The sequence below is a fragment of the Frigoribacterium sp. MCBA15_019 genome (assembly GCF_001864945.1).
Classification (GTDB): Bacteria; Actinomycetota; Actinomycetes; order Actinomycetales; family Microbacteriaceae; genus Frigoribacterium.
The window spans coordinates 31867-44266 of record NZ_MJGS01000020.1; the positions used below are offsets into that span (position 1 = coordinate 31867).

Consider the following 12400-nt stretch of genomic DNA (forward strand, 5'->3'; position numbering starts at 1 on the left):
GACCTGCGATTCCGGCTCGATCTCGGGCTGCTCTTCCGGCTCGACGACGGCTGTGAGCTCGACGTCCGCCGTGGGCTCGGGCTCGGGCTCGGGCTCGAGCTCGGGCTCGGGCTCGGGCTCGGGCTCGGGCTCGGGCAGAGCGTCCCAGTCGAAGGTACGGGGTGCGGCCGCATCCGAGCGCGGCGCCGAGATGAGGGCAGTGAACGGACCGGGTTCGCCGTCAGGCCGAGGTTCCACCACCTCGGCCGAGTCCTCGTCGCGGTCCGACGCGTCTTCGGCGACGGGCGGCCGGTCCTCGGAGTCCGGCAGGTCGGGCGTGGGCACGGACGAGGGCGGCCGGACAGCACCCTTCAGGGCGGAGAGGTCGAGGGCCTGGGGGTGCTCGGATGTCCTGGGCGGGAGCGTTCCGGCCGCGGGCTCGGGAACCACGAACGGCAGCGAGGTCGGAGCGGGTCCGGGCTCGGGCTCGGCCTGGGGCTCCGGCTTCGGCTCCGGCTCGGCCTCTCGGTCACGGTCCCGGTCGCCGAGCACGTCCATGGCCTGGGTGGCCTGCAGATCGAGAGCCCGGGTGGCAGCGTCGGGAGCCGGGGAGGCCGGGGCGGGAGGGGCGCCGTCGACGCGACCCGCGCCTCCTGCACCGTCGTCGCCCGGGGCGTCGTCGACCTCGTCGGAGGCGTCGTCGGTGTCGCCTGCGACGGCGGGCTCGTCGCCGAACTGGGACGCCAGCCAGTCGCTGGCATCGGCCTGCTCGGGGCCGGGCTCGCCCTCGTCGTCGCGCCGCCGGTCGTCGGTCACGGGGTCAACCCGAGGTCTTCCAGCCCGATGGCGGCGTAGTAGGGGTAGCCCGCCGCCTCGATCACCTCGCGCGCTCCGGTGCTGCGGTCGACGACGACGGCGACGGCGGCGATCTCGGCCCCGACGGCTTCGAGGGCCTTCGCGGCCGCGAGGGGCGACCCGCCGGTGGTCGAGGTGTCTTCGAGGACGATCACACGCTTGCCTGCGAGGTCGGGCCCCTCGACCTGCTTGCCCCGGCCATGATCTTTCGGCTCTTTGCGGACGACGAACGCGTCGTAGTCCTTGCCCATCGCGACGCCCTGGTGCAGCACCGCCGCGGCGATCGGATCGGCGCCCATGGTCAGCCCTCCGACGGCGAACACGTCGGGCACCTCGGCGATCAGGTCGACCATGACCCGGCCGATCAGGGGCGCGACGCGGTGGTCGAGGCTGACCTTGCGCAGGTCGATGTAGTACGTCGCCTTCTTGCCGCTGGTCAGGGTGAAGTCACCATGGAAGACGGCCTCGGAGCCGATGAAGTCGATGAGCTGCGTGCGTGCGTCGGTCACGGTGACCCATGGTAGAGCAGGCGGGCGGGGAGCGGCGGGGCGAGCGGGTCACCGCCGCCGACGCTCGGCCTCGTCGAGCGATCGCGCGGTCAGCCGATGCAGCTCGGCCCAGGTGCCGGGCGGGGCGAAGAAGTCCTCGTACCGCACGACCGCCGAGAGTGCGAGTCGGACCAGGCGCGCGTCGACCGACGTCGGCCGTCGCGGCGGGTAGGGCTCGATGCGAGCGGGGGTGACCCCGCGCGCGCGTTCGTACCGGCTACTCCGGCCCGGCCCGCCTCGTCCCTCATGCGACATGTGTATTTTCTAGCGCCTTCGTTGCCCGATGGGAAGTGTTTCAATGCCCTTTGGGCAACGAAGTGACCCTCGGGCCGTGGCGATGCCGGGCCGGTACCGTGGTCCACATGCGCGTCGCGACCTACAACGTCAACTCCGTCCGAGCCCGCGTCGGCCGGGTCGTCGACTGGCTCGTCCGAGAAGACATCGACGTCGCGGGGCTGCAAGAGATCAAGTGCAAGCCCGAGCAGTTCCCCTACGACGCCTTCCGCGAGGCCGGTTACGAGGTCGAGCTGCACGGCCTCAGCCAGTGGAACGGGGTGGCCTTCGTCAGCCGACTCCCGATGGAGGACGTCGAGATCACCTTCCCCACGCAACCGGGGTTCGCGAAGGGGCACGAAGGGCCGGACCAGCCCAAGGAGGCGCGCGCGATCGGCGTCACGGTCGAAGGCGTGCGGCTGTGGAGCCTCTACGTTCCGAACGGGCGCGAGCTGGGCGATCCGCACTACGACTACAAGCTCGACTGGCTCTCCAAGCTCGCCGCCGAGACCGAGACGTGGCTCGCCGAACGCCCCGACCAGCCGCTGGCCCTGATGGGCGACTGGAACGTCGCCCCGTTCGACACCGATGTCTGGGACATGTCGGTCTTCGAGGGTCACACCCACGTCAGCCAGCCCGAACGCGACGCCTTCTTCCGCTTCGAGGAGATCGGCCTGACCGACGTGGTCCGCTCCCGCCGCCCCGAGGGCTATACCTACTGGGACTACAAGCAACTGCGCTTCCCCAAGAACGAGGGCATGCGCATCGACTTCATCCTGGGGTCGACGGCGTTCGACGACCTCGTCACGTCCGCCGCCATCCACCGCGACGAGCGCAAGGGCGACGCCCCGAGCGACCACGTGCCGGTCGTCGTCGACCTCGATCTCGAGACCGAGCTCGACGACGATCGTCCGATGATCTTCTGACGCCGCAGACGGCTCGCCCGGCCACCTCGACACCAGGAGGGGCGGGTCAGGCGAGCAACGCCGCGACCAGGACCAGCACGGGAACCGACAAGATGGTCGTCGCCAACACGGTGTCGCGCGCCACGACCACCCCGGTCTGGTACCGCTGGGCGTAGTTGAAGACGTTCTGGGCCGACGGCAGACCCGCGAGCACGACCGCGACGAACAGCTCGTCACGATCGAAGTCGAAGACGAACGCCCCGAGCAGCCACGCCGTGACCGGCATCACGACGAGCTTCAAGACGACGGCGACGAGGATGTCGGCACGGCCCTGGCCGGCCTGGAACGGCTTCGAGCCGTACAGGGACATGCCGAAGGAGAGCAGCACGACGGGCACCGCCGCACCGCCCACCAACTCGAAGGGCTCGCGGACGGCCTGAGGGATCTCGAGACCGGTGACCGCGACGAGCACGCCGAGTGCGGACCCGATCAGCAGGGGGTTCGTGAACGGGCGGGCGATCGTACGACCGATGCTGCTGCCGCGGTTCGTGACCGTGTCCATCACGGCGAGCACGATCGGGGTGAGGACGAGCAGCTGATAGAGCAGGACCGGCGCGACGAACGTGGCGCTGCCCAGGACGTAGGTGGCCACCGGCAGGCCGATGTTGTTCGCGTTGACGTAGGCGCCGCCCATCGTGCCGATCGCCGTCTCGGCCGCACTGCGTCGGAGCACGAACTTCAGCACGACGACCGAGAGGACGGCGGCCACGAGCGAGGCGATGGCCGAGACGACCAACAGGCGCGAGAACAACACGTGGACGTCGGCCTGCGAGATGGTGGAGAACAACAGGCAGGGCGTCAGGACGAAGAAGACCAGGCGCGAGAGCACCCGGTGGCCGGACTCCCCCAGCAGGTCGATGCGACCGACGACGTAACCGGTCACGATGATCACACCGATGATCGCGAACCCGATCAGCACTCCACCCATGGGTCCATCCTGTCGCACCCCCGGGTCGTGCCCGCCGAGACGGGCAGGTCAGGCGGCGATCACGCCTCGTTCCGGGGCGCGCCGATGCGCTCGACGAGGTGAGCCGCCTCGTCCACGGCCTGAGCGTCCACTCCCCACGTGATCGCACCCGCCTCGCACGCGGCGACGGCGAACGCCTCGCCGAGCGGCAGCCCGCTCGCTCGCGAGAGGTCGTCGGCGAACCGCGCGGCCAGCTGCTGGACCGGGCGCTCCGAGGAGAGGACGACGAGAGCCCCGCGCCGCAGACCGCCGGCGAGACCGGCCACCGCCCGATCGAGCTGCACCTCGGTCGAGGTGGCGTCGTCGACGGCCACCACGGCCCAGTCGAAGCCCACGACGTCGTCGAGCGGGACGACGACGTCCGAGGAGAGGACGAGGACCTCGGCGTCGAGCGCCGCGGCGCGGTCGGCGACCGGACGGACCACCGGATACGAACCGGCCAGGACGAGCTTGGGGGCGTGGGCGAACAACATGACGGGCCTCTCGGGGTTTGAGGAACGCCCGGCGGGTCGGACCGGACGCGACATCGAGTCGACGATGTATCACATACAATCTTACGTATGATATTCACATTGCACAAGAGGTCGCGGCCGCACCACGGGTCGAACAGGCCCTCGACGAACCCCTCCCCCGCGCCTCCCGACGTGTCGACATGCGCCGGTCGGGCAGAATCATCGGGTGACGCGCCTCCACGATCCCTCGGTCCACTCGTTCGCCAGCGACAACTACGCGGGAGCCCACCCCGAGGTGCTGCAGGCGATCGTCGACGCGAACGGCGGGCACGTCGGCTCGTACGGGGCCGACCCCTACACGGCGCGGCTGTCCGAGGTGATCGTCGAGACGTTCGGCGAGGGGGCCGCGATCGACCCCGTGCTGACCGGGACGGGTGCGAACGTCGCGGCGCTGCAGGCGCTCACGCCGCGATGGGCCGCCGTCGTCTGCGCGACGACCGCGCACGTCTACACCGACGAGGGCGGGGCGCCCGAGCGCCTCGGCGGCCTCAAACTGCTGACGGTGCCGACTCCCGACGGCAAGCTGACGCCCGAACTGATCGACCGACAGGCTTACGGCTGGGGTGACCAGCAGCGCCCGCAGCCCCTGGCGGTCACGATCACGCAGAGCACCGAGCTCGGCACGGTCTACACACCCGACGAGATCCGGGCCGTCACCGACCACGCGCACTCGCTCGGCATGCGCGTCCACCTCGACGGCGCGCGTCTGGCGAACGCGGCGGCCTCGCTCGGGGTGCCGCTCCGCGCGATCACGCGCGACGCGGGCGTCGACTCGGTGTCGTTCGGCGGCACGAAGAACGGCCTGGTGCTCGGCGAGTCGGTCGTGACCTTCTCCGAGGAGGCGCGGGCCGGCCTGGTCTACCTGCGCAAGATGGACGCCCAGCTGGCCTCGAAGATGCGCTTCGTCTCGGCGCAGTTCCTGGCGATGCTCGACGGCGACCTCTGGCTGCGGTCGGCCACCCGGGCCAACGCGATGGCCGCGCGCCTCGCGGACGGGCTGGCCACGCTGCCGGGAGTGACCGTGACACAGCGCGTCGACGCCAACGCGGTCTTCGTCGTCCTGCCCCGGGACGTCGTCGAGCCCCTGCGCGAGGCCCACCACTTCTACGACTGGAACCGGGCCACGGGCGAGGTGCGCCTCATGTGCTCGTTCGACACGACCGAAGAACACGTCGACCGCCTCGTCGGGGATGCCAGAGACCTGATCGGCACCGCGCGGTAGTCGAGACGTGGCTCGGCCCGCACCGGGCTCGTTGGTTCCTTGCAGGCCGGGTGTGCGCTCGGCGGCGTCCGGTGGGGTCCGGTGGGGGTCCGTTGGGTCCGGACGTCAGGCCCGGGCGGCCGCCACGAACGCGCGGATCAGCTCGACGCTCTTCACCCCGCGCGACGACTCGACGCCCGAGCTGACGTCGACGCCGACGGCGCCGTGCGGACGCCACCCGGCGAGCAGGCCGGAGACGTTGTCGGGCGCCAGCCCTCCGGCGAGCAACCAGTCGCGGCCGGGAGGCGCGGCGAGCAGGGAGCCGGCGTCGAAGGTGGCCCCGGCACCGGGGGCGACCGCGTCGAGCAGCAGGGCGTCCTCGCGGAAGGCGACCCGCGCCTCCTCGGGTTCGGCCGCGTAGGCGGCGGCGCTGACGGCGCGGATCACCCGGAAGCCCGCCTCGTGGACCGCGGCGACGTCGGCGGGCGTCTCGTCGCCGTGCAACTGCACGGTCGACACCGAGGAGGCGCGGGCCAGCTCGAGCACCGTCGCGATGCTCTGGCCACGGAACACGCCGACCGTCTCGACGTCCGCCGGCACCCGGGCTGCCAGCTCGCGCGCCGTCACGGGGTCGATCGTGCGGGGACTGCCCGCCGCGAACACGAATCCCACGGCGTCGGCCCCTGCCTCGACGGCGGCGGCGACCGTCTCGGGCGTGGACAGGCCGCAGATCTTCACCCAGGTGCGCATGGGTCCAGTCTGCCGCGCCGGGACGCCGCACGGCGCAGCTCTCACCCGGCGACGAGCGCCTCGGCTCGGTCGTCGCGCTCGACGGCCCGTGCGGCCGCGACGCACCGCGCCACGCCTTCGAGCACGCCGACCCGGGGGTGGTAGCCGAGCACGCGCCGGGCCCGGTCACAGCTGGCCACCCGGTTCTCGACCTCGATCTCGCGGGGTCGACCGAGATCGGTCGGGGCGGTCGAGACGACCGGACTGGACGAGTCGGCGAGGTCGACGACCGTGCTGGCGAGCGCGCCGATGGTCCACGTCTCGTGACCCGACAGGTTGAAGAGACGCTCGTCGCCCTGGTGCACGGCCGCCCGGAGCAGACCGTCGACGAAGTCGTCCACGTAGGTGAAGGTGCGGAGCTGGTCACCCGAACCGACCACGGTGACCTCGTCGCCGCGGAGGGCTTGCTCGACGAACCGCGTGACGACGAAGTCGGTGCGCTGGCCGGGCCCGTACACGTTGAAGGGCCTGACCACGACGCCGTCGAGCCGCCCGGCCTCGGTCTCGGCCACGACGAGCTCTTCGGCTTCGCGCTTGGCGCACCCGTAGGCCGACAGGGGGGACAGGGGCGAGGTCTCGACGAGGGGGAACGACGCCGATTGCCCGTAGACCTCGGAGGACGACACGTAGACGAAACGGACTCCGCCGAGGCCCTCGACGAGGTCGACGAAGCGGGAGGTCATGCCGAGGATGGTCGACCGGGTGGCCTCGGGGTCCGCCGACGCGGCGACGACCCCGACGACCGAGGCGAGGTGGACGACCATGTCGGGACGCAGGGAACTCAGCTGGTCGGCCGTCAGCGCCGCGGCGTCGCCTTGGACGTGTTCGTAGCCCGGCCCGGTGTGGCCCTGGCGGACGTCGATGCCGACGACGGTGGCACCGGCGTCGAGGAGGCGCGGCACGAGGGCCGAGCCGATGAACCCGGCTGCGCCGGTGACGAGGACGCGCAGTCCTCGATAGGGGGAAGCGGAGGAGGAGGTGAAGGAGTCGATCACGAGCGTGCTTTCTGCTGAGGGGAGGAAGGAAGGGGTGACGAGGCCGAAGGACCGGTCACGGCGGGTCAGAGGACCACGCGGGTCGGCTCGTCCACGACGTTGCGGGTGTCGAGGACCAGGCGACCGCGGAGCGCACCGAGGTCGACGTCGGTGTGCCGCGTGAGCACCACGGAGACGTCGGCGGACGCCGCGGTCTCGTCGTCGAGCTCGGAGCGGACGACACCCGCCGGCCAGTCGCGGTCGGAGACATGGGGGTCGACCGCCGTGACCGACGCCCCTCGAGCGGCGAGCAGACGGGCGATGTGGACTGCTGGCGCCTCTCGGACGTCGCCGCTGTCGGCCTTGTACGACAGACCGACCAGCAGCACGTTCGCCCCTCGGACGGCCTTGGACTCGTCGTTCAACAGAGCCTCGAGGCGCCGCACGACGTATTCGGGCATGCCCTCGTTCACCTCGTTCGCCAGCTCGACGAAACGCAGGGATCGGCCGAGCTTGCGTCGGACCTCCCACGAGAGGTAGCTCGGGTCGACCGGCAGGCAGTGGCCCCCGACGCCGGGGCCCGGCATGAACTTCATGAAACCGAACGGCTTCGTGCCGGCCGCGTCGAGCGCCTGCCAGATGTTGATACCGAGGTCGTGCGCGGCGATGGCCAGTTCGTTGACCAGGGCGATGTTGACGTGACGGAACGTGTTCTCGATAAGTTTCGCCAGCTCGGCCTCTCGAGTGCCCGGGACCGGGACCGTCACGTCGACGAGCGCGTCGTAGAGCTTGGTGACCTCGGCGAGCGAGGCGTCGTCGATGCCCGAGACGATCTTCGGCGTCGTCCGGAACGACCACTCGGAATTGCCGGGATCGATGCGCTCGGGGCTGAACCCGACGTGGAAGTCGCGGCCCGCCGACAGCCCGCTGACGGCCTCGAGGATCGGGACGAGCACCTCGGCGGTGGTTCCCGGGGACGTGGTGGACTCGAGCACGACCGTCGCCCCGGGGCGCAGGACCGCGCCGAGCGTGCGAGCGGCCGACTCGATGTAGCTGAGGTCGGGCAGGGTCTCACGGAGCGGGGTCGGCACGCTGATGATCGCGTGGTCGAAGCGGTCGACGCCGTCGAGCGACGACCGCGGTGCGTAGCGGCCCGAGTCGAGGGCCGCGGTGACCTGGGCATCGGGGACGTCCTCGACGAACGAGATGCCGGCGGCGAGGGCGTCGACGCGAGACCGGTCGACGTCGAGCCCGACGACGTCGAAGCCGGCGTCGACGGCCCTCATGGCGAGCGGGAGGCCGACGTAGCCCTGGCCGACGACGATCAGCAGGGGGGAGGGATGCGAGACAGGGGACATGACGGCCTTTCGTGGTGCAGGTATCGGGGGTCGCGACGGGGTGGGCGCGGTGGGGTGATCGAGCGGGGCTATCGGGCGGGGCCCGGGTCAGGATTGACGGTCGAGTGCTGCCGAGAGCAGCTCGAGCACCCGGTCGACGTCGAGGTCGCTCAGCACCGATCCGCTCGGCACGGTGAGCCCGTGTTCGAAGAGGCGGTCGGCGACACCGGTCACCGTGGATCCGGCCGACGCGAACACGGGCTGTCGGTGCATGGGCTTCCACAGTCGACGGGTCTCGACGGACCGGGCGGCGAGTGCCTCGCCGACCCGGGCGACCGATGTCGGATCGTCGAACATCAGCGACGTGAGCCAGACGTTGTCGTCAGCGTCGATGCCGTCATGCAGCAGTCGGACGCCCTCGTACGACCAGACGAGTTCGCGGTATCGCTCACGGATCACGCGCCGTCGGGCGATCATGCCGTCGAGGCGCTCGAGCTGGGCCCGGCCGAGAGCGGCGAGCACGTTGCTGAGTCGGTAGTTGTAGCCGATCTCGGCGTGCTCGTAGTGAGCGACGGGCAGGCGCGCCTGGCTGGCGACACGCCTGGCCTCGGTGGCGAGCTCGACGTCGTCGGTGAGCAGCATGCCACCGCCGGACGTCGTCATGATCTTGTTGCCGTTGAAGGACACGGCCGAGGCCTGGCCGAAGGAGCCTGCGGCTCGACCGCCACGGGTCGCACCGAGCGACTCGGCGCTGTCGCACAGCACGGGGACCCCGTGCCGCTCGGCCACGCCTTCGATGCGGGACAGGTCGGCGACCTGGCCGTAGATGTCGACTGGCATGACGGCCGAGACGCGTCTGCCCTGACGAGCCAAGGCGCTCAAGGTCTCGTCGAGCAGCTCGGGGCACATGTTGCCCGTGCTCTCGACGGAATCGACGAAGAATGGCTGGGCCCCGGCGTGGACGACGGCATTGGCCGTCGCCGCGAAGGTGAAGGTCGAGGTGACGACGACGGAGCCCGGGCCGACGCCGAGACCTCGCAGACCCAGGTGGAGCGCAGCGGTACCGGACGAGACGGCGACACCGGCGGCGACACCGACCCGGGCGGCGATCTCTCGTTCGAAGGCGTCGACCTCGGGACCCAGCGGTGCGACCCAGCCGGACCGCAGGGCGGCGTCGACGGCGTCGCGCTCGCGTTCTCCCACATCGGGGGCGGAGAGGTGGATCTGCGTGGTCATGTCACTCCCTGGCTCGTGTTCGTACTGACATATTACACATGATGCACGCTCAGGTAAATATCGAAAGACGATCGGCCTGCCGCACCGCGTGCAGCACGAGTCCCAGCAGGGCCCCGTAACTCAGCACGGAGGCGACCGACCACGCGACGACCGACTCGAGGACACCGGCGCCGGTGACACCCGTGCCGACGACGGCCACCGTCGTGGCCACGAGCCGGGCGACGTCCCACGCGAGCTGCGTGGCCTGACGTTCGAGCATGGGAAGCACGCGGGACAACGGTGACGCGATCATCTGGGCGACGAGGGCCGGGACCACGGCGACGGCGGTCGTGGCGGACTCGCCCCAGCCGTCGCCGAAGAGCACCGGGAACGCAGGAGGCGCGAGGACGACGCAGAGGACTCCCCCGGTCGCGGCCACCCCGGCGAGCGGGACGAGGAGGCGCACGACCGACGGCGAGAGCCCCCCGCGTCGGGCGCGTGCGAGCGCGCCGATCTGCCCTTCGACCTGCAGCCCGACGGCGTCGGCCACCATGCCGACGGGAGCACCGAGCACGCGCATCGTCAACGCGAGGGCGCCGATCGCCGGAGCACCGTGCAGGGAGGCCAACAGGACGAGAGGGGCCTGCTGGCCGGCGACGTTGACCAGGCTCGACCAGGTCGTGACGAGCGGGAAGCGGCGGTAGCGCACGCCGACGGAGCGGACGATCAGCAGGCGCCGCGACAGGGAGGCGCCTCGAACCACCGCGCGTCGACTCGGCCGGGGACGTCGACGCCGAGACGTGGACCGCTCCCGTCGGCCGGGGAACGAGCCGACGAGGGACGCGGAGCGACCCGCTGCCACGCCCAGCACGAGGCCGAGCGGCCCACCGAGGGGCGCGAGGGCGAGGTTGCAGGCGATCTGCCCGAGGCCCTGCCATGCCGTGCGGCGGGCGAGGGCCCGGTAGTCACGGCAGCGGGCCAACCAACTCGTGACGACCCGTTGGAGGGCGACGACCACGATGGTGACGGGGCAGACCCACCAGAAGTCGGCCAGCACCGGAGCACCGGTCAGGCGGGCGAGGGCGGGCCCCCAACACCACGCGGCGACCGCCGCCGCCAGGCCGACGACCAGGACGCCGCCGAGCGCCAGGGCGACGAGCGCGCGGGCCGACGTCTCGCCCCGGGGCACGACGACGGCCCGGTCGTAGCCGAGCGGTGCGACGGCACCCACCATCGCGGAGACGGCGGTGACCACGGCGAGCGCTCCGAGATCGGCCGGGCCGTAGAGGCGCGTGATGAGGGGCGAGGCGGCGAGGACGACTCCCTGCCCGACGAGGCTGCCCCCGAGGACCGTCAGCGCCGGACGGGACGAGATGCCGCGTACCCCGGCGAGGAGGCGACGGATCGACGACCGGCCGGCGTCGATCACGTGCCCGCGGGGACGGCAGGCCCGCGGGTGGAACGTGCCAGGGCCGCTCCGTCTCCGATCGCGGTGACCACGGCCGAAGGCCAGGCGGCCGGGTCGAGGATGCGTCGGCCGTCGACGACGGTTCGCACGCCAGGCACGTCACCCTCGCCCCAGAGACGGTAGTCCTCGTGGTCGGCCTGCACCACGACGGCGTCGGCGGGTTCGCCCTGGTGGTGGGCCGTGAACCCGAGCCGGGCCAGGTCGTCGTCCGGATAGAGCGGGTCGTGCACGACCACCGTCGCCCCGGCCCGTTCGAGAGCAGCGACGGTCGCGAAGACGCCGGAGAAGGCCGTCTCGCGCACACCGCCGCGGTAGGCGGCTCCGAGCACGGCGACCGTCTGACCCGAGAGGTCACCGTGCACCCGCCCCAGCAGGTCGACGGCGTGGTCGGGCATCGCGGCGTTGCGGGCCCGCGCCGCTCGCACGGTGGTGGCGTCGGGGTCGTTCCAGAGATAGAGCCGGGGGTAGACGGGGATGCAGTGCCCGCCGATCGCGATGCCCGGCTGGTGGATGTGGCTGAACGGCTGCGAGTTGCAGGCCTCGACGACCTGCGCCACGTCGATGCCGACGGTCTCGGCGTAGCGGGCGAACTCGTTCGCCAACCCGATGTTGACGTCGCGGTAGGTGGTCTCGGCGAGTTTCGCCATCTCGGCCGCCTCGGCGGACCCGAGGTCCCAGACACCGTTCGGGCGGGCGAGGTCGTCACGCCGGTCGAACTGCAACACGGAATCGTAGAAGTCGATCGCGCGACGAGCACCCTCGGACGAGAGCCCCCCGACGAGCTTGGGGTAGCGACGCAGGTCGGAGAAGACCCGACCGGTGAGCACCCGCTCGGGCGAGAACGCGACGTGGAAGTCGACGCCCTCGCGCAGCCCGCTGCCCGCCTCGAGGCGAGGGGCCCACCGCGTGCGGGTGGTCCCCACGGGGAGGGTCGTCTCGTACGCGACCAGGGTGCCCTCGGTCAGCACGGCGGCGAGGGAGTCGGTGGCGGCGTCCATCCAGCCGAAGTCGGGCCGGGCGTCGTCGTCGACGAAGAGGGGCACGACGACCACGACCACGTCGCTGCCGGGAACGGCGTCGGCGTAGTCGACGGTCGCCCGCAGACGTCCGGTGGGCACGAGCTCGGCGAGCCGGCGCGCCAGGTCGTGCTCGCCCGGGAAGGGCTCGACGCCGGCGCCGACCAGCTCGACGACGCGAGGCGAGACGTCGACGCCGACGACGGTGTGCCCCGACGATGCGTACTGCACCGCGAGGGGGAGGCCAATCTTGCCGAGGCCGATGACGGTGATCTTCATGGAGTTGCTCTTTCGGGTGGAG

12 protein-coding genes and 1 pseudogene are annotated in these 12400 nt (G+C 71.5%); 2 read left to right on the plus strand and 11 right to left on the minus strand.

Annotated features, from left to right (window positions below; translation table 11 throughout):
• The 3 genes and pseudogenes from BIV04_RS17195 to BIV04_RS14690 form a co-directional block, all read right to left on the minus strand.
• A pseudogene (locus tag BIV04_RS17195) lies at positions 1–795 on the minus strand (hypothetical protein); the annotation flags it as partial.
• Positions 792–1343 carry an orotate phosphoribosyltransferase gene (pyrE, locus tag BIV04_RS14685; RefSeq protein ID WP_071257159.1) on the minus strand — a complete coding sequence of 184 codons (552 nt, stop codon included), beginning with the start codon at positions 1341–1343 and terminating at the stop codon, positions 792–794. The gene pyrE and the pseudogene BIV04_RS17195, both read right to left, overlap by 4 nt.
• Before the next feature lie 48 nt (positions 1344–1391).
• Entirely contained in the window at positions 1392–1637 is a 246-nt protein-coding gene (locus BIV04_RS14690) for a hypothetical protein (RefSeq protein ID WP_071257161.1), read from the minus strand.
• Between the two features lie 107 nt (positions 1638–1744).
• Here BIV04_RS14690 and BIV04_RS14695 point away from each other — a divergent pair, with 107 nt between their 5' ends.
• Entirely contained in the window at positions 1745–2581 is an 837-nt protein-coding gene (locus BIV04_RS14695) for an exodeoxyribonuclease III (protein ID WP_071257163.1), read from the plus strand.
• Between the two features lie 46 nt (positions 2582–2627).
• Here BIV04_RS14695 and BIV04_RS14700 read toward each other — a convergent pair whose 3' ends face one another.
• Together BIV04_RS14700 and BIV04_RS14705 are read right to left on the minus strand one after the other, a co-directional pair.
• Positions 2628–3548 carry an AEC family transporter gene (locus BIV04_RS14700; protein ID WP_071257165.1) on the minus strand — a complete coding sequence of 307 codons (921 nt, stop codon included), beginning with the start codon at positions 3546–3548 and terminating at the stop codon, positions 2628–2630.
• 59 nt (positions 3549–3607) lie between these two features.
• On the minus strand, positions 3608–4060 hold the full coding sequence (locus BIV04_RS14705) for a hypothetical protein (RefSeq protein WP_071257166.1): 453 nt from the start codon (positions 4058–4060) through the stop codon (positions 3608–3610).
• 205 nt (positions 4061–4265) lie between these two features.
• On the opposite strand from BIV04_RS14705, the gene BIV04_RS14710 reads away from it, so the two are divergent.
• The gene (locus tag BIV04_RS14710; RefSeq protein ID WP_071257168.1) at positions 4266–5321 is read left to right on the plus strand and encodes a low specificity L-threonine aldolase; all 1056 of its coding nucleotides are present in this window, start codon (positions 4266–4268) and stop codon (positions 5319–5321) included.
• A gap of 105 nt (positions 5322–5426) precedes the next feature.
• Here BIV04_RS14710 and BIV04_RS14715 read toward each other — a convergent pair whose 3' ends face one another.
• From BIV04_RS14715 to BIV04_RS14740, 6 genes are all read right to left on the minus strand, one after another.
• Positions 5427–6050: a phosphoribosylanthranilate isomerase gene (locus tag BIV04_RS14715; RefSeq protein ID WP_071257170.1), complete on the minus strand. Its 624-nt coding sequence runs from the start codon at positions 6048–6050 to the stop codon at positions 5427–5429.
• 41 nt (positions 6051–6091) lie between these two features.
• On the minus strand, positions 6092–7084 hold the full coding sequence (locus tag BIV04_RS14720; protein ID WP_071257172.1) for an NAD(P)-dependent oxidoreductase: 993 nt from the start codon (positions 7082–7084) through the stop codon (positions 6092–6094).
• A 65-nt stretch (positions 7085–7149) separates the two neighbouring features.
• Positions 7150–8421: a nucleotide sugar dehydrogenase gene (locus BIV04_RS14725; protein ID WP_071257174.1), complete on the minus strand. Its 1272-nt coding sequence runs from the start codon at positions 8419–8421 to the stop codon at positions 7150–7152.
• Between the two features lie 87 nt (positions 8422–8508).
• A complete protein-coding gene (locus BIV04_RS14730; protein ID WP_071257175.1) occupies positions 8509–9636 on the minus strand; it encodes a DegT/DnrJ/EryC1/StrS aminotransferase family protein in 1128 nt (375 codons plus the stop codon).
• Between the two features lie 49 nt (positions 9637–9685).
• Entirely contained in the window at positions 9686–11044 is a 1359-nt protein-coding gene (locus BIV04_RS14735) for a lipopolysaccharide biosynthesis protein (protein ID WP_071257177.1), read from the minus strand.
• A complete protein-coding gene (locus BIV04_RS14740; protein ID WP_071257179.1) occupies positions 11041–12378 on the minus strand; it encodes a nucleotide sugar dehydrogenase in 1338 nt (445 codons plus the stop codon). Before BIV04_RS14740 ends, BIV04_RS14735 begins: the two co-directional genes overlap by 4 nt.
• Between the last annotated feature and the right edge of the window lie 22 nt (positions 12379–12400).